Source organism: Sphingobium sp. WTD-1 (assembly GCF_030128825.1).
GTDB lineage: Bacteria > Pseudomonadota > Alphaproteobacteria > Sphingomonadales > Sphingomonadaceae > Sphingobium.
On sequence record NZ_CP119127.1, the window covers coordinates 1,426,794 to 1,452,847 of the forward strand.

The 26,054-nt window shown below is 65.8% G+C and carries 30 protein-coding genes; 19 read left to right on the forward strand and 11 right to left on the reverse strand.

What is annotated here, in order from left to right; all coding sequences use genetic code 11:
* Nucleotides 1–14 precede the first annotated feature (14 nt).
* A complete protein-coding gene (locus N6H05_RS07085; RefSeq protein WP_284113261.1) occupies nt 15–908 on the reverse strand; it encodes an NAD(P)/FAD-dependent oxidoreductase in 894 nt (297 codons plus the stop codon).
* 119 nt (nt 909–1,027) lie between these two features.
* On the opposite strand from N6H05_RS07085, the gene N6H05_RS07090 reads away from it, so the two are divergent.
* Together N6H05_RS07090 and N6H05_RS07095 are read left to right on the forward strand one after the other, a co-directional pair.
* Nucleotides 1,028–1,492, forward strand: a complete 465-nt coding sequence (locus tag N6H05_RS07090; protein WP_097384593.1) for an Rrf2 family transcriptional regulator — start codon at nt 1,028–1,030, stop codon at nt 1,490–1,492.
* Nucleotides 1,493–1,538: 46 nt separating this feature from the next.
* The gene (locus N6H05_RS07095) at nt 1,539–5,120 is read left to right on the forward strand and encodes a hydantoinase B/oxoprolinase family protein (protein ID WP_284113262.1); all 3,582 of its coding nucleotides are present in this window, start codon (nt 1,539–1,541) and stop codon (nt 5,118–5,120) included.
* A gap of 49 nt (nt 5,121–5,169) precedes the next feature.
* Here N6H05_RS07095 and N6H05_RS07100 read toward each other — a convergent pair whose 3' ends face one another.
* Nucleotides 5,170–5,928 (reverse strand): class II aldolase/adducin family protein, encoded by a 759-nt coding sequence (locus N6H05_RS07100; protein ID WP_284113263.1) that lies wholly within the window; start codon nt 5,926–5,928, stop codon nt 5,170–5,172.
* 233 nt (nt 5,929–6,161) lie between these two features.
* Between N6H05_RS07100 and rpsU the strand changes: the two genes are divergently transcribed.
* The gene (rpsU, locus tag N6H05_RS07105) at nt 6,162–6,368 is read left to right on the forward strand and encodes a 30S ribosomal protein S21 (RefSeq protein ID WP_004208618.1); all 207 of its coding nucleotides are present in this window, start codon (nt 6,162–6,164) and stop codon (nt 6,366–6,368) included.
* An 83-nt stretch (nt 6,369–6,451) separates the two neighbouring features.
* A complete protein-coding gene (locus N6H05_RS07110) occupies nt 6,452–7,033 on the forward strand; it encodes an FKBP-type peptidyl-prolyl cis-trans isomerase (protein ID WP_284113265.1) in 582 nt (193 codons plus the stop codon).
* Between the two features lie 57 nt (nt 7,034–7,090).
* Here the strand turns inward: N6H05_RS07110 and N6H05_RS07115 are convergent, their stop codons facing one another.
* The 6 genes from N6H05_RS07115 to pyrE all read right to left on the reverse strand — a co-directional run bounded on the left by N6H05_RS07115 (nt 7,091) and on the right by pyrE (nt 11,246).
* Nucleotides 7,091–7,417: a hypothetical protein gene (locus N6H05_RS07115; protein ID WP_188082182.1), complete on the reverse strand. Its 327-nt coding sequence runs from the start codon at nt 7,415–7,417 to the stop codon at nt 7,091–7,093.
* A 66-nt stretch (nt 7,418–7,483) separates the two neighbouring features.
* Nucleotides 7,484–8,569 carry an AI-2E family transporter gene (locus N6H05_RS07120; RefSeq protein WP_284113266.1) on the reverse strand — a complete coding sequence of 362 codons (1,086 nt, stop codon included), beginning with the start codon at nt 8,567–8,569 and terminating at the stop codon, nt 7,484–7,486.
* A 29-nt stretch (nt 8,570–8,598) separates the two neighbouring features.
* Nucleotides 8,599–9,498, reverse strand: coding sequence for a signal peptidase I (gene lepB / locus N6H05_RS07125; protein WP_284113268.1), 900 nt, complete (start codon nt 9,496–9,498; stop codon nt 8,599–8,601).
* Between the two features lie 35 nt (nt 9,499–9,533).
* Nucleotides 9,534–9,935 carry a holo-ACP synthase gene (acpS, locus tag N6H05_RS07130; protein ID WP_004208613.1) on the reverse strand — a complete coding sequence of 134 codons (402 nt, stop codon included), beginning with the start codon at nt 9,933–9,935 and terminating at the stop codon, nt 9,534–9,536.
* Nucleotides 9,932–10,663, reverse strand: coding sequence for a pyridoxine 5'-phosphate synthase (locus N6H05_RS07135; RefSeq protein ID WP_284113269.1), 732 nt, complete (start codon nt 10,661–10,663; stop codon nt 9,932–9,934). The genes acpS and N6H05_RS07135 overlap by 4 nt, the downstream gene beginning before the upstream one ends.
* A gap of 1 nt (nt 10,664) precedes the next feature.
* On the reverse strand, nt 10,665–11,246 hold the full coding sequence (gene pyrE / locus N6H05_RS07140) for an orotate phosphoribosyltransferase (protein ID WP_004208611.1): 582 nt from the start codon (nt 11,244–11,246) through the stop codon (nt 10,665–10,667).
* A gap of 284 nt (nt 11,247–11,530) precedes the next feature.
* Between pyrE and coxB the strand changes: the two genes are divergently transcribed.
* The 10 genes from coxB to N6H05_RS07190 all read left to right on the forward strand — a co-directional run bounded on the left by coxB (nt 11,531) and on the right by N6H05_RS07190 (nt 20,268).
* Nucleotides 11,531–12,538 carry a cytochrome c oxidase subunit II gene (gene coxB, locus N6H05_RS07145; protein ID WP_284113270.1) on the forward strand — a complete coding sequence of 336 codons (1,008 nt, stop codon included), beginning with the start codon at nt 11,531–11,533 and terminating at the stop codon, nt 12,536–12,538.
* 14 nt (nt 12,539–12,552) lie between these two features.
* Nucleotides 12,553–14,232, forward strand: coding sequence for a cytochrome c oxidase subunit I (ctaD, locus tag N6H05_RS07150; RefSeq protein WP_284113271.1), 1,680 nt, complete (start codon nt 12,553–12,555; stop codon nt 14,230–14,232).
* A gap of 132 nt (nt 14,233–14,364) precedes the next feature.
* Nucleotides 14,365–15,285 carry a heme o synthase gene (locus N6H05_RS07155; RefSeq protein ID WP_284113272.1) on the forward strand — a complete coding sequence of 307 codons (921 nt, stop codon included), beginning with the start codon at nt 14,365–14,367 and terminating at the stop codon, nt 15,283–15,285.
* Nucleotides 15,282–15,419 carry a cytochrome c oxidase system small membrane protein gene (locus N6H05_RS07160; RefSeq protein WP_010339616.1) on the forward strand — a complete coding sequence of 46 codons (138 nt, stop codon included), beginning with the start codon at nt 15,282–15,284 and terminating at the stop codon, nt 15,417–15,419. Before N6H05_RS07155 ends, N6H05_RS07160 begins: the two co-directional genes overlap by 4 nt.
* The gene (locus N6H05_RS07165) at nt 15,419–15,994 is read left to right on the forward strand and encodes a cytochrome c oxidase assembly protein (protein ID WP_004208606.1); all 576 of its coding nucleotides are present in this window, start codon (nt 15,419–15,421) and stop codon (nt 15,992–15,994) included. The genes N6H05_RS07160 and N6H05_RS07165 overlap by 1 nt, the downstream gene beginning before the upstream one ends.
* 43 nt (nt 15,995–16,037) lie before the next feature.
* Entirely contained in the window at nt 16,038–16,868 is an 831-nt protein-coding gene (locus N6H05_RS07170; protein ID WP_284113274.1) for a cytochrome c oxidase subunit 3, read from the forward strand.
* A gap of 10 nt (nt 16,869–16,878) precedes the next feature.
* A complete protein-coding gene (locus N6H05_RS07175) occupies nt 16,879–17,262 on the forward strand; it encodes a DUF983 domain-containing protein (RefSeq protein WP_284113275.1) in 384 nt (127 codons plus the stop codon).
* The gene (locus N6H05_RS07180; RefSeq protein WP_284113276.1) at nt 17,259–17,900 is read left to right on the forward strand and encodes an SURF1 family protein; all 642 of its coding nucleotides are present in this window, start codon (nt 17,259–17,261) and stop codon (nt 17,898–17,900) included. The genes N6H05_RS07175 and N6H05_RS07180 overlap by 4 nt, the downstream gene beginning before the upstream one ends.
* A gap of 44 nt (nt 17,901–17,944) precedes the next feature.
* Entirely contained in the window at nt 17,945–19,345 is a 1,401-nt protein-coding gene (gene thrC, locus N6H05_RS07185) for a threonine synthase (protein WP_004208602.1), read from the forward strand.
* 53 nt (nt 19,346–19,398) lie between these two features.
* Nucleotides 19,399–20,268 carry an RsmD family RNA methyltransferase gene (locus N6H05_RS07190; protein WP_017500086.1) on the forward strand — a complete coding sequence of 290 codons (870 nt, stop codon included), beginning with the start codon at nt 19,399–19,401 and terminating at the stop codon, nt 20,266–20,268.
* A 64-nt stretch (nt 20,269–20,332) separates the two neighbouring features.
* Here the strand turns inward: N6H05_RS07190 and N6H05_RS07195 are convergent, their stop codons facing one another.
* On the reverse strand, nt 20,333–21,079 hold the full coding sequence (locus N6H05_RS07195; RefSeq protein WP_284113277.1) for a glutaminyl-peptide cyclotransferase: 747 nt from the start codon (nt 21,077–21,079) through the stop codon (nt 20,333–20,335).
* Nucleotides 21,076–21,813 carry a CAF17-like 4Fe-4S cluster assembly/insertion protein YgfZ gene (gene ygfZ, locus N6H05_RS07200; RefSeq protein ID WP_284113279.1) on the reverse strand — a complete coding sequence of 246 codons (738 nt, stop codon included), beginning with the start codon at nt 21,811–21,813 and terminating at the stop codon, nt 21,076–21,078. The genes N6H05_RS07195 and ygfZ overlap by 4 nt, the downstream gene beginning before the upstream one ends.
* A gap of 69 nt (nt 21,814–21,882) precedes the next feature.
* On the opposite strand from ygfZ, the gene N6H05_RS07205 reads away from it, so the two are divergent.
* Nucleotides 21,883–23,214 (forward strand): dihydroorotase, encoded by a 1,332-nt coding sequence (locus tag N6H05_RS07205; RefSeq protein ID WP_284113280.1) that lies wholly within the window; start codon nt 21,883–21,885, stop codon nt 23,212–23,214.
* Nucleotides 23,215–23,444: 230 nt separating this feature from the next.
* Entirely contained in the window at nt 23,445–23,810 is a 366-nt protein-coding gene (locus tag N6H05_RS07210) for a DUF7668 domain-containing protein (RefSeq protein WP_284113281.1), read from the forward strand.
* Nucleotides 23,811–24,264: 454 nt separating this feature from the next.
* On the opposite strand, the gene N6H05_RS07215 is transcribed toward N6H05_RS07210, so the two are convergent.
* The gene (locus tag N6H05_RS07215) at nt 24,265–24,645 is read right to left on the reverse strand and encodes a copper resistance protein CopC (RefSeq protein ID WP_284113282.1); all 381 of its coding nucleotides are present in this window, start codon (nt 24,643–24,645) and stop codon (nt 24,265–24,267) included.
* 100 nt (nt 24,646–24,745) lie between these two features.
* On the opposite strand from N6H05_RS07215, the gene N6H05_RS07220 reads away from it, so the two are divergent.
* From N6H05_RS07220 to N6H05_RS07230, 3 genes are read left to right on the forward strand one after another with little or no spacing between them, the layout of a single operon-like run.
* Nucleotides 24,746–25,042 carry a hypothetical protein gene (locus N6H05_RS07220; RefSeq protein WP_284113283.1) on the forward strand — a complete coding sequence of 99 codons (297 nt, stop codon included), beginning with the start codon at nt 24,746–24,748 and terminating at the stop codon, nt 25,040–25,042.
* 2 nt (nt 25,043–25,044) lie between these two features.
* Nucleotides 25,045–25,479, forward strand: coding sequence for a periplasmic heavy metal sensor (locus N6H05_RS07225; RefSeq protein WP_284113285.1), 435 nt, complete (start codon nt 25,045–25,047; stop codon nt 25,477–25,479).
* The gene (locus tag N6H05_RS07230; protein WP_284113286.1) at nt 25,476–26,051 is read left to right on the forward strand and encodes an RNA polymerase sigma factor; all 576 of its coding nucleotides are present in this window, start codon (nt 25,476–25,478) and stop codon (nt 26,049–26,051) included. The genes N6H05_RS07225 and N6H05_RS07230 overlap by 4 nt, the downstream gene beginning before the upstream one ends.
* The last annotated feature ends 3 nt before the right edge of the window (nt 26,052–26,054 follow it).

The window sequence follows — 26,054 nt, forward strand, 5'->3', positions numbered from 1 at the left end:
CCCGTCCCCGCCTGTCAGGCGAAGGCCAGCGACTGGTGCGCGCCGACCCCGGCCTTGACGCCCGAGGCAGAGGCAAAGGTCGCATTATGCATGGGGGAGGTGGCGTCGCCGGCGGCATAGACGCCGAGCACCGAGGTCAGGCCCCAGGCGTCGATGCTGATGAAGGGGCCGGTCGGGCCATCCTCCAGCGCGCAGCCGAGCTGGACCGCGACATCGCTGCTGAGCTGCGTTCTGGGAGCGGTGAAGACGGCGGCGATTTCTATCGTCCGGCCGTCGGCCAGTTGCACGGCGCTCAGCGCGGGCGCGTCGCCGATCAGCGCGACGACGGGCACCCGCTCGATCGCGACGCCGCGCGCTTCCAGCCGGGCGCGTTCGGCATCGTCCGGCTCATACTGGCCCTGGGTGAAATAAGTGGATGGCCCCCAGTCGGGGATCAGCGCGGCCTGATGCGCGGACATCGGGTGGTTGGCGATGATGCCGAGCGGATGGTCGCGCACTTCATAGCCATGGCAATAGGGACAGTGCAGCACGGTCTCGCCCCAGCGTTCGGCCATGCCGGGGATCGGCGGCAGCTCGTCGGTCACGCCGGTTGCCAATATCAGCCGCCGGGCCAGTCGGGTTTCGCCGCTGGCCAGGGTCAGGGCGAAGCCGTCGCTGGTCTTGGTGGCATGGCGCACTTCGCCGGCCAGCATCCGCGCGGTGGGATAGGCAAGCAACTGGCGTTCGGCATCGCGGATGATGGCGCGGGGCGTGCGGCCATCCTGCCCCAGGAAGCCATGGGCAGCGTCGGCAAAGCGGTTCCGCGGCAGGCCGGCATCAATCAGCAGCACATCCTGCCGCGCGCGGGCGAGCTGCATCGCCGCCGACTGGCCGGCAAAGCTGCCGCCGATCACGATCACGTCATGCATGGGTCTTCCTTTCAATGGCTGCGTCGAATCACGATACTTGATAAGTTACATAATCGCGCCTCGCGCATTTGCAACAAATGATGTTGCGTGATAGGCGGGCGGGAAAGGAGACGCCTGCGATGCAGCTGGATGCGCGCCTGTCGAGAATGCTGCATATCCTGATCCATATGGATCGACTGGACGGCCCGATGACGTCGGAGCTGGCGGCGCAGATGCTGCGTACCAATCCGGTGGTGGTGCGACGGACCATGGCGGGCCTGCGCGACGCAGGCTATGTTCGCTCGGAAAAGGGGCATGGCGGCGGCTGGACCCTGGCCCGTCCGCTCGACGCGATCCGCATCCTCGACATTTATCGCGCGGTGGGCGAGCCGCGGATCTTCTCGATCGGGCCGGCCGATCCCGATCCGCAATGCCTGGTCGAACAGGCGGTCAACGCCTCCATGGCGGCCGCGATGCAGGAGGCGGAGGCGATGCTGATCGCCCGGCTGGGGCAGGTGACGCTGGCGCAGATCGCGGCGGATTTCGACCAGCGTTACGCTGCGCTGCTGGCGACCGGGGCGATCGAGCCGCTGACCGGCCATTGAGCCAAGCGGCTTGCCAACCGCCTGTGGCGCGGCCATCAGGCGGGGCATGCAATGGCAATTCTGGATCGACCGCGGCGGCACCTTTACCGATGTGGTGGCACGCGACCCGCAAGGGGTTCTTCACACCGCCAAGCTGCTGTCGAGCGACCCCGAGCGCTATGCCGACGCGGCGGTCGAGGCGATCCGGCGGCTGACCGGCGCGGGCGACGGGCCGATCCCGCCCTGCACGCTGCGGATCGGCACGACCATCGCCACCAATGCGCTGCTGGAGCGCAAGGGCGAGCCGGTGCTGCTGGCGATCACGAAGGGATTCCGCGACGCCATCCGCATCGGCTATCAGGACCGGCCGGACCTGTTCGCGCGGCGGATCGACCTGCCACCGCCGCTCCATACCGATGTCGTGGAGATGGGCGAGCGGCTGATGCAGGATGGCACCATCCTGACGCCGCTGGACGAGGCGGCGGCGCAGGCGGCGTTGCAGCGCGGCTATGATGCCGGGCTGCGCGCGGTCGCGATCGTGCTGATGCACGGCTATCGCTATCCCGCCCATGAGCAGGCGCTGGCGCGGATCGCCCGGCAGATCGGCTTTACCCAGATATCGGTCAGCCATGAGGTTGCGCCGCTCATAAAGCTGGTCGGGCGGGGCGATACGGTGCTGGCCGACGCCTATCTCTCGCCGGTGCTGCGCGCCTATGTCGACGGGCTGGGCGATGCGCTGGGCGAGGACGCCGACATGCTGTTCATGCAGTCCAATGGCGGGCTGACGCGGGGCGACCTGTTCCGCGGCAAGGATGCGGTATTGTCCGGCCCGGCCGGCGGCATCGTCGGCCTGGCCCGCACCGCCGAGCAGGCGGGGTTCGGCGAGGTGATCGGTTTCGACATGGGCGGCACGTCGACCGACGTGTCCCATTATGCCGGCAGCTATGAACGCGACAATGAGGCGCGGGTGGCGGGCGTGCGGCTGCGTGCGCCGATGATGCGCATCCACACCATCGCGGCGGGCGGCGGCTCCATCTGTTCGGTAGTCGACGGGCGTTTTCGCGTCGGGCCTGAATCGGCCGGCGCGGTGCCGGGGCCGGCCTGCTACCGGCGCGGCGGGCCACTGACCATCACCGACTGCAATGTCATGCTGGGCAAGGTGCAGCCTGATTTCTTCCCCAGCCTGTTCGGCCCCAATGGCAACCAGCCGCTGGACCGGGACGCGGTCGAGGCGCGCTTTGCCGACATTTGTGCGCAGGTGGAGGCGCAGACCGGCCGGGTGATGACCGCGCAGGAAGCGGCGCAGGGTTTCATCGCCGTCGCCGTCGCCAGCATGGCCAATGCGATCAAGCGCATCTCGGTCGCGCGCGGTCATGATGTCGCGCGCTATACGCTGGCGAGCTTTGGCGGGGCGGGCGGGCAGCATGCCTGTCTGGTCGCCGACGCATTGGGCATGGACCGGGTGATGATCCATCCGCTGGGCGGCGTCCTGTCTGCCTATGGCATGGGCCTGGCCGACCGGCGCGCGGTGCGCGAGCGGACGCTGGCACTGCCGCTGGACGATGCGGGCGCCGACGCGCTGGTGGCCGCGATCGCAGACTTGGCGGAGCAGGCGCGCGCCGACCTGCCCGAGGCAGAGCGGAGCGAGACGGTTCTGCGGCTGCGCTATGATGGCACCGACAGCCTGTTCGACGTGATGCTGGGCGATCGGGCGGCGATGCTGGCCGATTTCGAGGCACAATATCAGGCGCGCTTCGGCTATGGCGGCACCGGCACCATATTGGTCGACATGGTGCGGGTCGAGGCGATCGCGCCGACCGCCGAGGATATGGGCAAGGTGGCGACCATCGCGACCCAGAAGGCCGCGCCGCTGGCGCAGGTGATGCTGGCGGGCGCGCAGGCACCGGTGTTCGACCGGGCGGGGCTGACGCTGGACAGCATCGTCGATGGCCCGGCGCTGATCAGCGATCCGGTGTCGACCACGGTGGTCGAGCCGGGCTGGCGCGCGCGGCTCGATGCGATCGGCAATCTGGTGCTGACCCGTCATGCGCCGCGCCCGGCGCCCGCCGCCGATGACGGCACCGCCGTCGATCCGGTCCGGCTGGAGGTGATGGGCGGCCTGTTCATGGCGATCGCCGAGGAAATGGGGGCCGCGCTCCAGCACAGCGCCTCCTCCGTCAATATTCGCGAGCGGCTGGATTTCTCCTGCGCCCTGTTCGATGCGATCGGCAATCTGGTGGCCAATGCGCCGCATATGCCGGTTCACCTCGGCAGCATGGGGGAAAGCATCCGCGCGGTCATGCGCCGGCGCGGGATCGGCGCCGATGGCCGGGCGATCGACGGGCGCGGCATGCTGCCGGGTGACGTCTATGCGCTCAATGCGCCCTATGATGGCGGCACCCACCTGCCCGACGTGACGGTGGTGATGCCGGTGTTCGTCGACGGGGCGGCGCACGCGCCCGCCTTCTATGTCGCGGCGCGCGGCCATCATGCCGATATTGGCGGCATCTCGCCTGGCTCCATGCCGCCCGACAGCCGCAGCATCGAGGAAGAGGGCATCGTCCTCGATAATGTGCTGGTGGTGGATCAGGGGCGCTTCCTGGAGGGCGATCTGCGGACGCTGCTGGGCGCCGGCCGCTGGCCCTCGCGCAATATCGACCAGAATATCGCCGACCTGTCCGCCCAGATCGCCGCCTGCGCCAAGGGCGCGGCCGAACTGCAGCGGATCAGTGGCGATTATGGCGCCGATGTCGTGGCCGCCTATATGGGCCATGTGCAGGATCAGGCCGAGGCAGCGGTGCGCCGGCTGATCGATCGCCTGTCCGACGGGCACTATCGCTATGCGATGGACAATGGCGCACAGGTGGTCGTCAGCGTGACGATCGACCGCGCGGCGCGCGGCGCGACGGTGGATTTCACCGGCACGTCGGACCAGCTGCCGGGCAATTTCAACGCGCCTTTGTCGGTCGCGCGGGCGGCCTTGCTCTATGTCGTGCGGACGCTGGTGGATGAAGCGGTGCCGATGAATGACGGCTGCCTCAAGCCCATGACTCTGGTGGTGCCGGAGGGATCGCTGCTGCGGCCGCTTTATCCAGCGGCGGTGGTCGCCGGCAATGTCGAGACCAGCCAGGTCGTCACCGACGCTTTGTTTGGCGCGCTGGGCGTGATGGCGGGCGCGCAGGGGACGATGAACAATTTCACCTTCGGCAATGCGCGCCACCAATATTATGAGACGATCTCCGGCGGATCGGGCGCCGGGCCGGATTTCGATGGCGCCGATGTGGTGCAGACCCACATGACCAACAGCCGCCTGACTGACCCCGAAATATTGGAAAGCCGCTTCCCCGTGTTGCTGGAGGAATTTTCGATTCGGGCCGGATCGGGCGGCGCGGGCGCGCATCATGGCGGCAATGGCGGGCTGCGCCGTATTCGCTTCCTGGAGGATATGACCGCCGGCATCCTGGCCAACCGGCGCAGCGTGCCGCCGTTCGGGCTGGAGGGTGGCGCACCCGGCGGCCTGGGGCGCAACTGGGTCGAGCGTGGCGATGGCCGGGTCGAGACGCTGGGCGCGACCGGATCGGCGCAGATGGCGCCGGGCGACGTCTTCGTGATCGAGACGCCGGGCGGTGGCGGATTCGGCAAGGGCTGATCCGCCGCCGTCCGCATTTAATGAACGGAGGCCGGGAAGGCGGGATGCTCTAGTCCCGCCAGCTCCTGTCGGTGCAGTCGATCAGGCGGACCATCGCCTGGAAATCGGGCACGCCGACGCCGACCGGCAATTGCACGCCGGCGAGATCGCGCTGATGCACGGCGATGACATCGGCCGGGATCTCCACCGGCGTGCCAGCGGCGCAGGCGGCGACCTGAATCTCGCAGGCGCGCTGGAGCATCCATTGCATCAGAAAGGCTTCGGGCAGGCTCTTGGCCATCACCAGCGTGCCATGGTTGCGCAACATCATGATTCGCCGCTCGCCCAGGTTGGCGATCAGCCTTTCCCCTTCCTCCGGCCGGATCGTGACGCCTTCAAATTCATGATAGGCGATCCGCCCGGCAAAGGCGGCGGCATAGAAATTGATCGGCCGCAGCCCTTCCTGCGTGGCGCTGACGGCCATGCCCGCCGTCGTATGGGTGTGGATGATGCAATGGGCGTCGGCCAGGTGGCGGTGGAACACGCTATGCTGGGTGAAGCCGGCGCGATTGACCGGATAGGGGCTGCCGTCCAGCACATGGCCGTCAATGTCGATCTTGACCAGGTTGGATGCCGTCACCTCGCTGTAGAGCAGGCCGAACGGGTTGATGAGGAAGGCGTCTTCCTCATCGGGCACGCGCAGGGTGATGTGATTGTAGATCAGTTCCGACCAGCCGAAATGGTCGAAGATGCGGTAGCAGGCGGCGAGCTGCTGGCGCGCCTCCCATTCGGCAGGCGACATGTCGGGCTGTCTGGCGGCACTTGCCATGGCCATCCTCCTTTATATTATGGGCGCCACTATCCTCCGCTCGACGCATTCTGTCGAGGGAAAGGGCGTGAAAGCCCTGCAGGGGTTGAATTTGCCCGACTCTGCTGGTAGGGCGCGCCCCACATGCCTCAGGGTGACCTGTGGCGACTCACGGATTTTTATATTCGGTCGGCCCGTCGGGAGGGTTTCATTCCTGGCGATCCGCCCGTTTTCGATTGGAGATTGACGGACTTATGCAGATCATCGTTCGCGACAACAATGTCGACCAGGCCCTCCGCGCGCTCAAGAAGAAGCTGCAGCGTGAAGGCGTGTATCGCGAAATGAAGCTGCGTCGTCACTACGAGAAGCCCTCGGAAAAGCGTGCGCGCGAAAAGGCGGCTGCTGTCCGCCGCGCCCGCAAGCTGGAGCGCAAGCGCGCCGAGCGCGACGGCGTCCGTTAAGGACTGCCGATATCAGGACGGCCGGTTCGCGGTCGTCCTGACTCTTTGCTGATTTCCCGTTCTTCACTGCGAGGCGTTCGCCCATGTCCACGACGGCTGTCCCCCTTCGTCCTATCGCCAAGGGGTCGCTGACGCGACTCTGGATCGGCGTCGCCGCGATCGCGCTGGCGGCCGGTGGCCTGGCCTGGGCAGGGCAGCAGGGCGTGGCGGCTTCGCCGGCCGCCTTCCTGACGCAGAACGCCCATGCCAAGGGCGTGGTCACGACCGAGTCGGGCCTGCAGTACCAGGTGCTGGAGGAAGGCAGCGGGCCGAGCCCGACGACCGCCGACGTTGCGCTGGTGGGCTATAAGGGCACGCTGCTCGACGGCACCGTGTTCGACGAGAATCCGCAGACGCCGATGCCGGTCGATGGCGTGGTGCCGGGCTTCTCCGAAGGCCTGCAGAAGATGAAGAAGGGCGGCAAATATCGCCTGTGGATCCCGCCGCAGCTTGGCTATGGCGAACAGGCCGCCGGCCCGATCCCGGCCAATTCGGTGCTGGTGTTCGATGTCCAGCTGCACGACTTCAAGTCGCGCGCGGAAATTATGCAGATGCAGCAGCGGATGCAGCAGATGCAGGGTGGCATGCCGCAGGGCGCCGTTCCGCAGGGCGCGCCCGGCAACTGATCCGATCGATCCGAGAGTAGAGAAGGGCCTGGTTTCCAGGCCCTTTTTCTTTGGGGGTTAGAGGCTTGCCTGATCGCCGGGCGCCGATGGCGGAAAGGCGAGGCCCTCGGCATTGCCAACCTTCTCCTCGCCGGTGAACAGGCGGTCGAGTCGTGCCTTCACGTCGCGCCGATACTCGACGCAGGACACCGAACGCGGCGCGCCGATGTCGATATCGTCGGCGATCGCCGACTTGATACGTTCCAGCGCGTCATTGTCGAGGATGCCGGCCCGATGCAGTTCCCGGCAGAGCTGGACCATTCCGGCGGCGGTCGCCTGGGCCCGCATGCCGACATTGGTCAGTTCGAAATGCAGCTTCTTCTGCTGCTCCATAGCCACGGTCATGCCATTCTCTCCTTTCGCTTTAGGATAGAAGCGCAGGAGCGATCGTTACGTTCCGGGAAGCATTCGTCAATCGCCGTTTTTATCGTCGCTTTTCAGGATGGTCTGCCCTGCCAGAGCCTTGGACCGTTCCTCCAGATAGACCTTGATCATCGCGACGATCGGATCGGCCAGGAACAGGCCCATGATGCCGAACAGCGCACCCAGCAGGATCTGCGCCGCGAGCACCAGCGCGGGCGCCAGATCGGTCGCGCGCTTCGCCACCATCGGCACGATCAGATAGCCGTCGATGATCTGCACCGCCATGTAGACGCCAAAGGCATAGAGGCCGGTATGGGTGCCGCCGGAAAAGCCGACGAGGATGATCAGCACGCCCGAGATGATCGCGCCGATATTGGGCAGGAAGGCGAGCAGGCCGGTGAGGATGCCGAGCAGACCCGCCATCGGCACGCCGCCCGCCCACAGCAGCAGCCATACGCCCACGCCCTCCACCGCCATGCCGATCAGCCGGCCGAACATCAGACGGCGCAGGGTGAAGGCCATCTTGTCGGCGACGGTGTAGAAATGGGCGCGCTTGTCCATCGGCAGCATCCAGGCGACGCCGCGCTCGTACAGCTTGGGTTCGACCGCGATGAAGATGGCCAGCACCAGCATCATGACGCCGCTGGTGATCGCGCCGACGGCCGTGCCGACGGCGGCGGTGACCCGGCCCATGGAACTCATCGCCTGCTGGGCCAGGCTTTTCAAATCTTCGGGGGTGGTGGTGATGCCCAGTTGCTGCATCCAGCCGCCGGCACGTTCCACCTGCGCCTCGACGATGGTGCGCATCGATTGCGCCTGCTCCGCCAGGCTGGAGCCGGTGAGGTAGAAGGTATAGGCGAGGAAGGCGACGACTGCGAGCAGGACGATCGTCAGGCGCCAGCCCCGGCCGATCGGCAGCACGCGGCCGAGCAGGCGGGTGCCGCCATCCATCATGGTGGTGAAGACCAGTGCGCCCAGGATCAGCATGATCGGCTGGGCCAGCAGCACGATCAGGGCGATGCCGATCGCCATCGCGAACCAGACGCCCGCACGCTTGATCTCATGCTGGACCAGCGGGCTGCGCAATTCGCTGGGGCCGGGTTGCTCGATATGCTGCTGCTGCGCGTCGCTCAAACCCGGAACCCCCAATCAATGGCTGTGGACTATTTCGCTCCGGTAACGCTTTGCGGACGCAGGCTGTTCCCGGCGCGGCCGCCACGGAAGGCATGGAGCCAACTGAGCGGATTCCAGCTCGAATCGCCATCCAGGCTGAAGGTGATGAATTCGGCGCGACCGCCGATCGCTTCCCACGGCACCGGGCCGCCCAGGCCATTTTCCTCCAGCGGGGCACGGCTGTCGGCGCTGTTGTCGCGATTGTCGCCCATCAGGAAGACATGGTCGGCGGGCACGCGGACCGGGCCATACCAGTCGAGCGCGCTCGGCCCCATGTCGATCGTGACATAGGTCTTGCCGTTGGGCAGCACTTCCTGTCGCACCGGCAGTTCGCACCAGCTCTTGCCCGCCTTGTCGGTCACCAGCGCGCCGGGGAACTGCATCGGCGGGCAGGGGGCGTTGCCGTCGACCGCTATGCGCAGGGGCTTCAGCACCTTCTGCGGCACCGGCACGCCGTTCAGGATCACCTGACCGCCGCGCACCTCGACAATGTCGCCGGGCAAGCCGATGACGCGCTTGATATAATCCTCGCGCCGGTTCTGGGGCGAGACGATGACGATGTCGCCACGTTCGGGCAGATGGCCCAGGATGCGCCCCTTCAGGAAGGGCAGCGGATGGAAGCTGGGGCTGACATAGGACCAGCCATAGGGGAATTTGCTGACCACCAGCCGATCGCCCTTCAGCAGCACCGGCATCATTGATTCCGACGGGATGTAGAAGGGCTTGGCGACGAAGCTGTGGAAGGCCAGCACGGCGAGGATGAGCAGCACGATGCTCTTCACCTCATGCCACCAATTCACCCCGCTGTTGCCGGCCTCCTTGTCGTCGGCTGCCGTTTCGGGCGCGGCGGGGGGCAGGGGGTCGGTTTGGGTCATGTCGACTGCCGTCATGGAAGGGCTATGCTCGGATGGGGAGGGCGGCCCGCTCAAAGCGGCAGCGCCTCGATGATGACGAAGGCCTGCGCCCATGGATGATCGTCCGTGAGCGTCAGGTGAATGACCGGCTTGTAGCCCGCCGGCACCATCGATGCCAGCCGCTGTGCCGCGCCGCCGGTCAGCGCCAGCGTGGGCGCGCCGCTGGGCGCGTTGACGACGCCGATATCCTTCATGAAGACGCCGGCCTTGAAGCCGGTGCCGACTGCCTTGGAAAAGGCCTCCTTGGCGGCGAAACGCTTGGCCAGCGTGCCGGCTTTCGTAAACGGCCGGCGTTCCGCCTTGGCCTGTTCGACATCGGTGAAGACGCGCTGGACGAACCGGTCCCCGAAGCGGTCGAGCGAATTCTGGATCCGCTCGATATTGCAGAGATCGGAGCCGAGGCCGATGATCAACGCGCTAGGTCCATCTGGCGGCGCATTTCGCGGATGCTGGCTTCCAGCCCGCCGAAGATCGCCTCGCCGATCAGGAAATGGCCGATATTGAGTTCGGCGATCTGCGGGATGGCGGCGATCGGCGCGACATTGTCGAAGGTGAGGCCATGGCCGGCATGCGGCTCGATGCCGTTCTTGGCGGCGAGCGCGGCGGCGTCGGCAATGCGGCGCAGCTCGGCCGCGCGGGCCTCGCCGGTCAGATGGGCATAGGCGCCGGTGTGAAATTCGACCACGGGCGCGCCAAGCTGGATCGCGGCCTCGATCTGGGCGGCGTCCGCCTCGATGAACAGGCTGACGCGGATGCCCGCTTCATTGAGGGCGCCGACGATCGGGCGCAGCACCGCGATCTGGCCGGCGGCGTCGAGGCCGCCCTCGGTCGTGCGCTCCTCGCGCTTTTCCGGCACGATACAGGCGGCATGCGGCTTGTGCTTCAGGGCGATGCCCAGCATTTCCTGCGTCGCCGCCATTTCCAGGTTCAGCGGCACGTCGAGCGCCGCCATCAGCATCGCGATATCCTCGTCGCGAATATGGCGGCGATCCTCGCGCAGATGCGCGGTGATGCCGCTGGCGCCGGCCTTCACCGCCAGCAGCGCGGCCTTGACCGGATCGGGATGCTCGCCGCCCCGCGCGTTGCGGATCGTCGCCACATGGTCGATATTGACCCCCAGGCGCAGCGGAACGGCGGCCATCTTACTGCTTCCGGCTGCCGGGCTTGATCGCCGGCACCGCTTCCAGTTCGGGCGGCAGCTGATCGGCGTCATAGACCGGGAAATTGATGCTCACGAGCGGGTAGAAGGGGACGCCCAGGTCCACTTCGCCGGCCGAACGATCGACCAGCGCCACTTCGGCGACGACGATGCCGCCTTCGCGCTCGACCGCCTCGATCGCCTGGCGCGACGACAGGCCGGTGGTGACGACGTCTTCCACCATCAGCACTTTCTGCCCCGGCGATATGGCAAAGCCGCGGCGCAGTTCGAACACGCCCTCGGGCCGTTCCAGGAACACCGCATCCTTGTCGAGCGCGCGGCCGACTTCATGGCCGATGATCAGGCCGCCCATGGCGGGCGACACGACCAGGTCGATCTCCTGGCGCAGCTCGCGCGGCAGCTGCTGCACGGTGGCGCGGGCCAGCTTGCCGGCGCGCTCGGCATTCATCAGCACGCGGGCGCACTGCAGGTAATTGGCGCTGCGGCGGCCCGACGACAGGATGAAATGTCCTTCGAGCAGCGCACCCGCTGCCCGGAATTCTGCCAATACTTCTTCGTCGGTCATTCCGCCCTGTTCCACTATTCCGTTGCGGGAGGTCGCGCAAAAACGGCGCCCGGCCCGCCCATATCGCACGGGCATGACATGCCCATGATCGCGCACCTGTGCGCGAGGTGCGAGATAGGCGGGAGCGGGGGGCGTTGCAACAGCGAAGAAAATCTGGTCCACCATGACTTGAGGCGGAAAAATTCCGTGCCTATAAGCCGCGACAGACCGAACGGGCGGCAACGACGTGAAAAGCGGACGTTGATCGTTGCAGCGGCAACAAGGGGTTAGGGGTAGATGAGGCTATGAAAAAGGTGAAATCGCTCGTTCTAGCCGCTTTGCTGGCATGTGTTCCGGCGGCGATGATGAGCCCTATGGCGATGGCGCAGGACAATGTCGCCGCCGCCGCTCCCGCAGCGGACAATGCAGCCGCGCCTGCCGAATCACCCGCCAATGCAACGGCACCTGCCGCTGAAGCCGCTCCCGTCGCCAAGGTCGCCGCGCCGCCGCGGATGAAGCCGACCGAAGGCATCGGCATGCCCAAGCCCGGCGAAATCACGCTGCAGGAACAGTTTACCTCCACCGGCCACACCGCGCGCTGGCTGCACGACAAGATGCTGCTGCCGCTCATCACGATCATCTCGGTCTTCGTGCTGCTGCTGATGCTCTATGTGATGGTGCGCTATCGCCGCTCCGCCAATCCGGTGCCGTCCAAGACCTCCCACAACACCGTCATCGAAGTGGTGTGGACGCTGGTCCCGGTCCTCATCCTGCTGGTGATCGCGATTCCCTCGATCGGCCTGCTGGCCGACCAGTATAAGCCCGCACCCAAGGATGCGCTGACCGTGAAGGTCACCGGCTATCAATGGTATTGGGGCTATGAATATCCCGACAACGGCATCCCCGAATTCGTGTCGAACATGCTGCCCGAGGACAAGGCGAAGGAAAATGGCGAGCCCTATCTGCTCGCGCCCGACAATCGCCTGGTCCTGCCGGTCGGTCGTCCGGTCAAGCTGATCATCACCGGCGCCGACGTGATCCACAGCTTTGCCGTGCCTTCGCTCTGGGTGAAGATGGACGCCGTGCCCGGACGCCTGAACGAGAAGAGCTTCACCATCGAGAAGCCGGGCGTCTATTATGGTCAATGTTCGGAACTGTGCGGCGCGCGCCACGGCTTCATGCCGATCGCGATCGAAGCGCTGCCCCCGGCCCAGTTCGACCAGTGGGTCCAGTCGCAGGGCGGCACGCTGAAGGGCGCAGCGGCGGAGAAGACGGCTGAAGCCGCTCCCGCAACTGCCGAAAAGAAGATCTGAGGGGTAGGAACGTCATGACCACCATCACAGCCGATCACCACGGCGATCATCTTGGCGATCATGCCCATGATCATCATGATGCCGATCACAAGCCGGCCTTCTTCCAGCGCTGGTTCATGTCCACCAACCACAAGGACATCGGCACCCTCTATCTGATCTTCGCGATCATGGCCGGCCTGATCGGCGGCGCCATTTCCGGCCTGATGCGCATGGAACTGCGTGAGCCGGGCATCCAGTTCCTGCATATCTGGGCGCAGTGGAGCGACGGTCCCGCCGCGACGCTGGACCAGGCCTATCATCTGTGGAACGTGCTGATCACCGCCCATGGCCTCATCATGGTCTTCTTCATGGTGATGCCCGCGATCATCGGCGGCTTTGGCAACTGGTTCGTGCCGATCATGATCGGCGCGCCGGACATGGCCTTTCCGCGGATGAACAATATCAGCTTCTGGCTGCTCATCCCCGCCTTCCTGCTGCTGCTTGGCTCCACCTTCGTGCCCGGCGGCACCGGCAATGGTGCGGGCACCGGCTGGACCGTCTATGCGCCGCTATCGACCAGCGGGTCGGCTGGTCCCGCCGTCGACATGGCGATCCTGTCGCTGCACATCGCGGGCGCCAGCTCGATCCTGGGCGCGATCAACTTCATCACCACCATTTTGAACATGCGTGCGCCGGGCATGACCCTGCACAAGATGCCGCTGTTCGTCTGGTCGGTGCTGGTCACCGCCTTCCTGCTGCTGCTGGCCCTTCCGGTCCTGGCCGCCGCGATCACCATGCTGCTGACCGACCGCAATTTCGGCACCACCTTCTATGATGCGGCCGGTGGCGGCGATCCCGAACTCTACCAGCATCTCTTCTGGTTCTTCGGCCACCCCGAAGTCTATATCATGATCCTGCCGGGCTTCGGCATCGTTAGCCAGATCGTCTCGACCTTCAGCCGCAAGCCGGTGTTCGGCTATCTCGGCATGGCCTATGCCATGGTCGCGATCGGCGTGGTCGGCTTCGTCGTCTGGGCGCACCACATGTTCACCACCGGCATGTCGGTGAATGTGAAGATGTATTTCACCGCCGCCACGATGGTCATTGCGGTGCCGACCGGCATCAAGATCTTCTCGTGGATCGCGACCATCTGGGGCGGATCGATCAGCTTCAAGACGCCGATGGTATGGGCGCTGGGCTTCATCTTCCTGTTCACCGTGGGCGGCGTGACCGGCGTGGTGCTGGCCAATGGCGGCGTCGACGACGTGCTGCACGACACCTATTATGTGGTCGCGCACTTCCACTATGTGCTCTCGCTGGGCGCGGTCTTCTCGCTGTTCGCGGGCTTCTATTACTGGTTCCCGAAAATGACGGGCCGCATGTATAATGAAGTGCTGGGCCAGCTCCATTTCTGGGTCTTCTTCATCGGCGTGAACCTGCTGTTCTTCCCGATGCACTTCCTGGGCCTGAGCGGCATGCCGCGCCGGTATCCCGACTATCCCGAGGCGTTCGCCTATTGGAACAAGGTCGCGACCCACGGCTATGAGATCATGGCGGTCGGCGTGCTGATCTTCCTGGTCAACGTCTTCTGGTCGCTGTTCGCCGGCAGACGCGCAGAGGGCAATCCCTGGGGCGAAGGCGCGACGACGCTGGAATGGACGCTGACCAGCCCGCCGCCCTATCACCAGTTCGAGACCCTGCCGGTCATCGACTGATCGCCATGCGGGTGCCCGGCCTAGGTCGGGCACTCCGTCCCCCTGCGGCGGGGCAGATGGGTAGGACCGTCTGTCCATTTGCCGGAATCGGTCAGGGCCTGTATGGGGCGCCGGCTGATCGAAGAGGAGTTTATGGCCAGTTCGCCGCTTTCGTCCGGGGCTAATGCCTCCGTCCTGCCCGCCCATTGGCGCGATTTCGTCGCGCTGACCAAGCCGCGGGTGATGACGCTTGTGGTGTTCACGGGCCTGTGCGGGCTGCTCGCCGCGCCCGGCCATATCCATCCGGTGCTGGGCTTCACCGCGATTCTCTGCATCGCGCTGGGCGCCGGCGCGGCCGCCGCGCTCAACCAGTGGTGGGAAGCCGATATCGACGCAAAGATGAAGCGCACCGCCAGCCGGCCGCTGCCTGCCGGGCGGATGGAGCGGCAGACCGCGCTGCATTTCGGCGTCGGCCTGTCCTTCTTCTCGGTGATCCTGATGGGGATGGCGACCAACTGGCTCGCCGCCGCGGTGCTCACCGTCTCGATCCTCTTCTATGTCTTCATCTATACGATCTGGCTGAAGCCCCGGACGGCGCAGAATATCGTCATCGGCGGTGCCGCCGGCGCCTTCCCGCCGGTGATCGGCTGGGCGGCGGTGACGGGCGACATCACGGCGCTGCCGATTGCCCTGTTCATGCTGATCTTCTTCTGGACGCCGCCCCATTTCTGGGCGCTCGCGCTGTTCGTGAAGACCGATTATGCCGCCGCCGGCATTCCGATGCTGCCGGTCGTTTCGGGCGAGGTCGTGACCCGGCGCCAGATCCTCTTCTACACCTTCATCATGGCGGTTGCGGCGCTGGCCCCGGTCGCGCTGCACCTGACCGGCGTGATTTATGGCACCGCCGCGCTGGTCGGCACCGCGATCTTTGCCGCCATGGCCTTCCAGGTCTATCTGCGCCGTGAGAGCGATCCCGCGCGCATGGCGCCGGAAAAGCGTCTGTTCAAATATTCGATCCTCTATCTCTTCCTCCTGTTCGGGGCAGTGGTCATCGACCGCTGGCTGCTGGCATGAGTCCGGAAGATCAGGATCAGGTGCGCGCGCGGCAAAAGTCTCGCGCACTGGTGACCGGGCTGTTGCTCGGCTTCCTCGCCATCCTCTTCTTCGCCATCACTTTGGCGAAGATCGGCGCGAGCCATAATATCTGATGGCGTCGCTCCCGCCCTCGCCCTTTGACCGCGACCGCCGCAACCGGCGGACGCTGGTGGCGATGGCGGGCATCGGCCTGGCGATGCTTGCCCTCGGCTTCGCCTCGGTCCCGCTCTATCGCATCTTCTGCCAGACGACCGGTTTCGGCGGCACGACCCAGCGCGCGGCGGCCGATGTGAAGCTGACCCCGGTGGCCGGGCGGACCATGTCGATCCGCTTCGATTCCAATGTCCAGCCCGGCATGCCCTGGGAATTTCGGCCCGAACATCGCACCGACACGGTGACGGTGGGCGCCCGCGACATGGCGATTTTCATCGCCAAGAACCTGTCCGACAAGCCGGTGACCGGCACGGCCAGCTTCAACGTCACGCCGACCCAGGCCGGTGCCTATTTCACCAAGATCCAGTGTTTCTGCTTCACCCAGCAGACGCTGCAACCCGGTGAGGAAGTGCGCATGCCGGTAATCTATTATGTCGATCCCAAGATATTGCAGGATCCCGACAACAAGGACACGCAGCAGATTACGCTCAGCTATACCTTCTACCCTGTTGAGCAGGGGAAGCAGCCAAGCTAAGCATATAACGATAAACGCGATAAGACAGGGAAGAGAGAGCATCATGGCAGGCGCCAAGAACCACGATTATCATATCCTTCCGCCCAGCATCTGGCCGCTGTTCGGTTCGATGTCGGCGCTGGTGATGGCGATGGGCGCAATCATGTGGATGCATCCCGATGCCATGCCGGCCGGTGGTGGCTGGATCTTCCTGATCGGTGTGGCCGGTGTCCTCTTCACCATGTTCAGTTGGTGGAGCAATGTGATTGCGGAGGCGCATGCCGGCGACCATACGCCGGTGGTCCAGCTCCATCTGCGCTATGGCATGATCCTGTTCATCGCGTCGGAAGTGATGTTCTTCGTCGGCTGGTTCTGGGCCTTTTTCGACTTCTCCCTCTTCCCCAGCGAACTGGCGCCGATCGAGGGCATGTTCCCCTCCAAGGGCATCGAGGTGATGAACGCGTTCGAGCTGCCCTTGCTCAACACGCTGATCCTGCTCTGCTCGGGCACCACCGTCACCTGGGCGCATCATGCGCTGATCCACGGCGATCGCGAAGGGCTGAAGAAGGGCCTGTGGTGTACGGTGATCCTGGGTGCGCTGTTCAGCTGCATCCAGGCCTATGAATATATGCATGCGCCGTTCCCGTTCGGCGGTTCGCCCTATAGCTCGGCCTTCTACATGGCGACCGGCTTCCATGGCTTCCACGTGCTGGTCGGCACCATCTTCCTGGTGGTGAACCTGGTCCGCGCCTATAAGGGCGACTTCACCCCGCGCCAGCATTTCGGCTTTGAAGCGGCCGCCTGGTACTGGCATTTCGTTGACGTGGTGTGGCTGTTCTTGTTCGCTGCCATCTATGTCTGGGGCGGCTGGGGCGCGCCGATCCACGGCGGCTGATGATTCAAGCATGACGGCGAAGGCGACAGGCATGGACCTGCTTGCGGCCTCCGCCCGCGGCCTTTGCCCCCGTTGCAGCGCACCGACCCTGTTCGAAGGGCCGGTGCGTTTTGCGTCGGCCTGTCGCCAGTGCGGGCTGGACTATGGTCAATATAATGTCGGCGACGGGCCGGCGGCTTTCCTGACGCTGATCATCGGCGCGGTCATGGTCGCGCTGGCGCTGACCCTGGAACTGACGGTCCATCCGCCGCTATGGCTGCACCTGCTGCTCTGGGCGCCGCTGACCGCCGGCGCGGTGGTCGGCAGCCTGCGCGTCGCCAAGGGCGCGCTGCTGACGGTCGAATATCGCAAAAATGCCCGCGAGGGGCGGGTGGTGGAGAAGAAGGACGCATGAGCGGACGGCGCATCCCGATTGTCCCGACCCTGCTGGTCTGTGTCGCGATCGCCGTCATGATCGCGCTCGGCATCTGGCAGTTGCAGCGCCGGGGCGAGAAGGAATCGATGCTGGCGCTGGCCGCCAGCAATGTGTCGCGCCCGGCCGTCGCCTTCCCCAAAATGCCGCCGGTGCCCGATGAACTTCTGTTCCGCCCATCCTCGGTCCATTGCCTGCGCGTCGTCGGCTGGCAGGTGGAGGCGGGGCGCGCCGCCGACGGATCGACCGGCTATCGCCATATCGCCCAATGCACGACCGGCGCTGAAGGACCGGGCGCGCTGGTCGCGGTCGGCGTCGGCCAGAAGCCCGATGAAAAGCCGGCCTGGACCGGCGGACAGGTCGACGGCTGGATTTCGCAGGAACCCGATCATCGCTCGCTGATCGCGCGGGCAGGGGGCAAGACCATGCCACTGCGGCCGATGCTGATCGCGCGCGCCGCACCGCCGGGCCTGAAACCCATGGCGCCGCCCAGCACCGCCGACGTGCCCAACAATCATCTCGCCTATGCGGTGCAATGGTTCATTTTTGCCGCGCTGGCGGCAATAATCTATCTGCTTGTCCTGCGTCGGCGCAATGCGGAGCCGCCAAGGCCGTCGTAAAGACTTGCCCCGGCGCGCCCGCGTCGCTACCGCGCTTTCCCATTATGCAATATGTCAGCACCAGGGGCAGCGCACCGGCGCTCGGTTTTGAAGATGTCACGCTGGCGGGCCTGGCGTCCGACGGCGGGCTTTATGTGCCGGAGAGCTGGCCGCAATTTTCCGCTGCCGACATTCGTGCCCTCGCCGGCCTGTCCTATGTCGAAACCGCCGTGCGCGTCATGGCGCCGTTCGTCGCCGGCTCGCTGAGCGAAGAGGAACTGCGTGACCTTTGCACTGCTGCCTATGGCCGGTTCAGCCATGACGCGGTGACGCCGCTGGTGCAGCTCGACAATCGCCACTGGATGCTGGAACTGTTCCATGGTCCCACCCTGGCGTTCAAGGATGTCGCGCTCCAGCTGCTCGGCCAGCTGTTCGAGCGCTTCCTGTCGCGCCGCGACGATCATCTGACCATCGTCGGCGCCACATCGGGCGACACCGGTTCGGCCGCGATCGACGCGGTCGCCGGCCGCGAGAAGGTCGACATCTTCATGCTGCACCCCGAGGGCCGGGTGTCCGACGTGCAGCGCCGCCAGATGACCACGGTGCTGGCGCCCAATGTCTACAACATCGCGATCGACGGCAGCTTCGACGATGCGCAGGCGCTGGTGAAGCGCATGTTCAACGACGCGGACTTCAAGGCGCGCTTCAACCTGTCGGCGGTGAACAGCATCAACTGGGCGCGGCTGATGGCGCAGGTCGTCTATTATTTCTACGCCGCCGTGCGGCTGGGCGCGCCTGATCGCCCGATCGCCTTCTCGGTGCCGACCGGCAATTTCGGCGATGTCTTCGCCGGCTATGTCGCGTCGAAAATGGGCCTGCCGGTCGCCAGGCTGGTGGTCGCCACCAACGTCAACGACATATTGCACCGCGCCCTGTCGGAGGGCGACTATAGCCAGGGCCAGGTCGTGCCGACCGCGACGCCCAGCATGGACATTCAGGTCAGCTCCAATTTCGAGCGGCTGCTGTTCGATGCCGGCGGTCGTGACGGCGTTGCGCTCGCCCAGCAGATGCAGGGTTTCGAGGCGAGCAAGGCGATGCGCCTCACCAATGCCCAGCGTGAGGGCGCGGCGAACCTGTTCACCTCCGCCCGGATCGATGCCGATGGCATGACCATGGCGATGCGCTGGGCGTTCGACGCCGCCGGGCAGGTGATCGACCCGCACAGCGCCATTGGCCTGGCCGCCGCGCGCGAGGCGGACATCGACCCGTCGATCCCGGTGGTGACGCTGGCGACCGCCCATGCCGCCAAGTTCCGCGACGCGGTGGAGCGGGCGACCGGCACGCGGCCGCCGCTGCCCGCGCGGGTCGGCGACCTGTTCGCGCGCGAGGAAAGCTATGCCAAGCTGCCCGGCACGTTCGAGGCGGTGACCGCCTATGTCGCGGAGCGGGCGACGCCGCGCGGCTGATCGCGGGTTGATCCCCTCTCGACAGGAGCGGCGCAAGAGACGATGAGGCCGGAATGGAACTCAAGACTCTCATCGGCGAACCCTGGTCCGACTATGGCCTGATCGACTCGGGCAACGGCCGCAAGCTCGAACGCTATGGCCGTTTCCGCTTCATCCGGCCCGAACCGCAGGCGATGTGGGCGCCGGCGACCGAAGACTGGCGCGCCGACGGCGAATTCATTCCCGGCTCTGACGAGGATGGCGGCGGCCGCTGGTATTATGACAAGCCGGTGCCGGCCGAAGGCTGGCCGCTGCACTGGAAGGAAGTGACCTTCCAGTCGAGCTGCACCCCCTTCCGCCATCTCGGCTTCTTCCCCGACATGGCGCCGGTGTGGGACTTCATGCGCGCCAGCACGGCCGACAAGCCCGAGGCCGAGGTGATGAACCTGTTCGGCTATACCGGCGTCGGCACGCTGGGCATGTCGGCGGCCGGAGCGCGCATGGTCCATGTCGATGCGTCGAAGAAATCGGTGGCGCAGGCGCGGGCGAACGCCGACCTGTCGGGCATGGGCGACCGGCCGATCCGCTGGATCGTCGAGGATGCGGCCAAGTTCGTCGCGCGCGAAGTGCGGCGCGGCCGCCGCTATGACGGCATATTGCTCGACCCGCCCAAATATGGCCGCGGCCCCGACGGCGAAGTGTGGCGGCTGGAAGAGGATCTGCCGGGCCTCATCGCCAACTGCCGCCAGTTGCTCGACGCCGACAGCCGCTTCCTGTTCCTCACCGTCTATGCGGTGCGCATGTCGGCGCTGGCGATCGGCGAATTGCTGCGCCAGGCCTTTGCCGACCTGCCCGGCGAGGTGGAAGCGGGCGAACTGACCGTGCGCGAGGAAGCCCGCGGCCTGCTGCTCCCCACGGCCATCTGGGCACGCTGGAAGCGGTAAACAGAACGACCACTTAAAGCCCTCTCCCGTTTACGGGAGAGGGCTTATAGGCGGGATCGTCGTCCTATTTCCCGACCTTGATCTCGAACAGCTTGGGCCAGTTCTTGCCGGTGATGAAGACGCGGTCGTTCTTGGCGTCATAGGCGATGCCGTTGGCGACGGCTTCGCTGTCGGTGACGCCGGCCTGCTTGCGCAGCGGGGCGACGTCGATCCAGTCGATCACGCCGCCGCTGCGCGGGTCGATCCGGGCGATCTTCGTGTCGTACCAGACATTGGCCCAGATCTCGCCCCTGACCCATTCCAGCTCGTTCAGCCGATCGACCGCGCGGCCGTTCCAGGTGACGGTGATGCGGCGCTGTTCGCCCAGCGTCTCGGGATCGAGGAAGCGCAGTTGCGCGCTGCCGTCGCTCATGATGATCGACCGGCCATCCTGGGTCAGGCCCCAGCCTTCGCCTTCATAGCGGAAGGTGGAGAGGGGCGAGAAATCGTCCAGTTTCCAGACGAAGCCCTGGCGGTGGCGCCAGGTCAGGCTGACCAGCTTGCCGCCCCAGTTGACGATGCCCTCGCCGAAATAGGGCTGCTCGACCACGCGGCGCTGCTCGACCTTGCCGGTCTTGAGCGTGACCTTGCGAATTTCCGACTGGCCTCCCAGGCCGGTGCTCTCATAGAGCGCGCCGTCGAGGTAGAAGAGGCCCTCGGTAAAGGCCGCCGGATCATGCGGATAGGCCTTGACGAGTGTCCAGGGCGTTTCCGCCCGAGCCGGCATGGTCAGGGTGAGGGCGCAGGCGAGCGCCAGCAGCCAAGCCCTCATTCGGCGGCCTGCGCGGCGATCGCGGTGGCGAGCCAGGCGGGCAGGGTGGCGGGGGCGATCGCCTCCACCCGTTGCAGTTCGATCGACAGGTTGAGGTCGCGCAGGGCGGCGCGCTGGCGCTTCTCGTCGGCCTGCTCCAGCGGCACCGCGACCAGCCGCCGGTTCACCTTGTTGCGATAATGCATGCGCGCGGTATTTTCCTGGCCGACATAGCAGCCCTTGTCATAATCGACGCCGTGCAGTTCCTCGGCATTGGTTTCCAGCCACAGCGTCTGGTCCTGCCCCAGTTCCGCCGCGCCTTCGAACACACCGAGCGACAGCCGATGCGCGCGGAACGCGGCGGAGGCGTCGCCATCGCTCGCCGGCGCCAGCCAGCGGGCGCCAAGCTCGGGCAGGCGCGGGTCGCGGGGTTTGTCGGCCGCATCGATCGCCCAATGCACCGCCAGCGACTCGTCGCGGACGATCACCACCTTGCGCCGCAACCGGTAGAGGGTCAGCCGCTTGGCCAGCGCATCGGCTTGCGCCGCCTCGCAATCGATCAATATATCGCCGTCGTCGCCCCACAGGATGAAGTCGAACAGCGCCTTGCCCTGCGGCGTCAGCAGCGCGGTCCAGCGCGCTTCGCCGTCTTTCAGCGTCAGCACGTCGCGGGTCAGCAGCCCCTGCAGGAAGGGACGCGCCTCTTCGCCGGAAATGCGCAGCACCGCGCGGTCGGTAAGGGTGGTATCGGTCATCGGCTTTAGGTAGGACGGCGGCACGACTTCGCCAAGCCGTTCGCGCGAACAGCAGACAGGAATATCGCCATGACCCAGACCTTCGACATGATCCTCAAGAACGGCACCGTCCATACGCCGGGCGGCGCGGAGCAGGTGGATGTGGGCGTGCGCGGCGGCAAGATCGTCGCCATCGGCACCGGCCTGGGCGATGCGGGCGAAGTGATCGACTGCACCGGCCTCGACGTGCTGCCCGGCTGCATCGACAGCCAGGTGCATTTCCGCGAGCCGGGGCTGGAATATAAGGAAGATCTGGAATCGGGCAGCCGCGCCGCGGTGCTGGGCGGCGTCACCGCCGTGTTCGAAATGCCCAACACCAATCCCAATACCGACACCGCCGAGCGGGTGCATGACAAGCTGAAGCGCGCCCATCATCGCATGTGGTGCGACCATGCCTTCTATGTCGGCGCGACGGCGGAAAATGCCGAGCAGTTGAAGGAACTGGAGCGGATCCCCGGCACCTCGGGCGTCAAGATCTTCATGGGCGCATCGACCGGCAGCCTGCTGGTGGACGATGACAATGCGCTGGCTCGCGTGCTGGCGTCGGGCACCCGCCGCGTCGCCATCCATGCCGAGGACGAGACGCGGATGAACGCGCGCAAGGATTACCGGGTCGAGGGCGATCCCTCGTCCCACCCCGTCTGGCGCGACGATGAAAGCGCGATGATCGCGACCAAGCGGATCATCGCGCTCGCCCGCAAGGCGCGTCGCCGCATCCACATCCTGCACGTCACCACCCCGGCGGAGCTGGAATATATCGGCCAGAACAAGGATGTCGCGACCTGCGAAGTCACGCCGCAGCATCTGACCCTGGCCGGCGAGGACGCCTATCCGCGGCTGGGCACCTATGCCCAGATGAACCCGCCGATCCGCAGCGCGGCGCATCGCGACGGCCTGTGGTTCTGGCTCAACCAGGGCGTGCCCGACGTGCTCGGCAGCGACCATGCGCCGCACACGATCGAGGAAAAGGCGAAGACCTATCCCGCCTCGCCCAGCGGCATGCCGGGCGTGCAGACGCTGGTGCCGCTGCTGCTCAACCATGTCGCCGAAGGGCGGCTGACGCTGCGCCGCTTCATCGAACTGACCTCGTCGGGGCCGCAGCGCGTGTTCGGCCTGACCTGCAAGGGCCGCATCGCGCTCGGCTATGACGCCGACTTCACCGTGGTCGACCTCAAGAAGAAATGGACCGTCGGCAAGGACTGGCTGGCCTCGCGCTGCGACTGGTCGCCGTTCGACGGCATGGACCTGACCGGCAAGGCGGTCGGCACCATCATCCGCGGCAACCGCGTGATGTGGGAAGACAGCCTGGCCAATCAGGCGGTCGGCGAGCCGGTCCGTTTCGAGGCGACCGAATTCAACTGATCGGGATCAGGCCGTCGCCACCGACGGCTTGCAGCCCCCTCCCGCCTGCGAGAGGGGGGGGAGATAACGATCAAATAGCGTCATTGCGAGCGCAGCGAAGCAATCCATCCCGCGCCGGTGGATTGCTTCGCTACGCTAGCAATGACGATGTCGGATTTTTACGGCTAACGACCATTTGACGCCATTCTCTATCTGCCTCAGGATCGCCGAAACCAGACGTTGGGGCTAGAATGCTTAAGAAGGACGACATTGAGCATCCCGTACCTTTGGAACGGCGTGCCGCCTTTCATGCTATCGCTGACGCATTTGTTGCTGGAGATTTTGCTCTGCAAACCCATGTAATCGAAGGGGTTTCGCCAACTGAACAATCGACTGCTCAATTCATCGCGGACAGCATATCTGCTTACGGCGATCCCATCGCCCCTCTGAACCCAACGACATGGGATAGGGCGGTTTATCGTTGGATGGGCGGGTATTGGCAATTTCTCGTCGATCTCACGACCGAAGCCGAAAATGTTAGCGACCTGACGGTTCACGCGATCTTACGGGATAGTGACAATGCGCGAATTGAGGTGCAGTCGGTGCATGTCCCTTAAGGGATAGGCCACGCCCGAAACCGGCCATTCCGCTCCCCACCCAATTCCGCCATCCCAGCGAAGACGGGGATCTCACTTCTTGTGATCTCTGCGAACGGCAGGGGATGTCATTGATGGGCACATGCCGCTAGCCGGCATGGCGCGATAGGGCGGCGCCCCCCTCAACACCCTCTGTCCTACAGCAGGTTGCCGATATAAACTTCCGGTCGGCTCCTTGAGATCGTCAACCCATTCTGTTTCCGCCGGTTTTTCCGGCCCGGCGCAAATTCCATATCGCGCACATGCGCAAACTTCCAAATGTTTCGCAGCCAACGCTTTGAAAAGTCTGGCGGTGATCCGATCGAATCATCGCCAAAGGGCGCCAATTTTCATCCCTCTGGTCAAGTTTGCGCACGATGAGGCTGCGCTTTTGCGCCCTTGACGTCGGGACGAAGCCGCCGGAGCGGCGCTGTTTTCAGCGGACCTTGAAGCTGTATGTGCCGCTGACCGGCTGATGATCGTTGCCCATCACCGTCCATCGAAGATCATAGCTGCCGGTCGGCAGGGCGCGGGGCAGGGTGATGACCAGCCCCTTGCCATCGGCGGCCGCGGCGGTGGTGAAGCCCTTGATCGGCATCGGCGGATGATCGGCCATGCCCGGCATGCCGGTCATGGTGAGGGTGATGCTGCTATGATCGGCCTGCAGCGCCTCGGAAAAGCCCAGGGTCAGCCGGGTCGGCTTGGCGACGCTGGCATTGGCGGCGGGGCTGGCCGCAACGAGCTGCGGCCTGGCGAAGGCGCCGCCGGGCAGGGCGGTCAGCACAAGGGCAGTAGCGATCAGGGGCAGGCGAGGCATGGATGTCTCCGGAAAAATGCGCGTCTTGCAGGGGAATACGCATTGTCCTGTCGCATCCCTCACCCCTCACGCTATTTTGTGCGAGGGATGGGCCGGCCGGATGCGTATCGTCAGGCAGGACATGAAGGACGGGACGATGGACGATCTGGATGACATGCTGGCCGGGCTGCGCGATGCGCCGGCGACGGCACGCTTCGACGGGCTGGAGGCGGCGGTGATGCAGGGGCTGGACCGCCGCCGCGAACGCAGCGTCGCGCGGCGTAGCCTGATGCTGGCCGGGGTGATGGCGATCGGCATCGGCTGGATCGGCAGCACTGTGCCCGCGCAGCCGGCACAGGCGGCGCCCGCACTGATCGGCATGTCCGACTATGCGCCCTCGCGCCTGCTGGAGCGATAAGGATGGGCAAACGTTACTGGCTGGTGGCGCTGGTCGCCTTTGCCGCGGCGCTGGCCGCCGTGCTGGTGGCGCGCACCTGGCTCGCGCCCGCGCCGCCGGTGGAGAATGAGGTCCATGCCCTGCTGCATGAGCGGCTGACCCTGGACGCCGGCCAGAAGCAGCGCATCGCCGATCTGGAAGCCGCCTTCGCCCGGCGCAAGGCGGCGCTCGACGCGGAAATGCGCGCCGACAATCAGCGGCTGGCCGCGGCGATCGCCGCCGAACATGGCTATGGCCCGCGCGTCGCCCAGGCAGTCGACCGGTCGCACCAGGCAATGGGCGAATTGCAGAAGGAAACATTGAAGCACATCTTCGCGATGCGCGGCGTGCTGCGCCCCGATCAGGCCGCGCTGTTCGACGCGGCGGTGGTCAAGGCGCTGACCCAGCCTGTCGGGTGATAGCCGACGATCCCGATGATGCCACGCTGGCGGCGCAGGCGCTGGCCGGGCGGCAGGCCGCCTATGGCGCGCTGATGCGGCGGCACCGCGATGCCGTCTATCGGCTGGCGCGCGGCCATGTCGGCGATGCCGACGCGGCGATGGACATCGTGCAGGAAAGCTTCGTCGCCGCCTTTGCCTCGCTTGCCCGCTATGACGGGCGTCGGCCCTTTCGCGGCTGGATCGCGCGGATCACGATCAACAAATGCCATGACTGGGCCCGCCGTCGTGCCGTCCGCCGCTTCTTCAGCTTCGCCCGGCCGATCGAGGACGCCGCCCATGTCGCCGACGTGGCGCCCGATCCCGAACAGGCGGCCCAGTCCCGCGCCGGCGTTGCCCGGATCGAGGCGGCGGTGGTGGCGCTGCCGGTGGCGCTGCGCGAGGTGGTTTTGCTGCGCGGGATCGAGGGCATGAGCCAGGCCGAGGTCGCGCAGATATTGGGCGTCACCGAAAAGGCGGTGGAAACCCGCCTCTACCGCGCCCGCCGGCAATTGCAGGAGATGTTGAGGGAAAGCGACGCGGCGCGCGTATAGAGC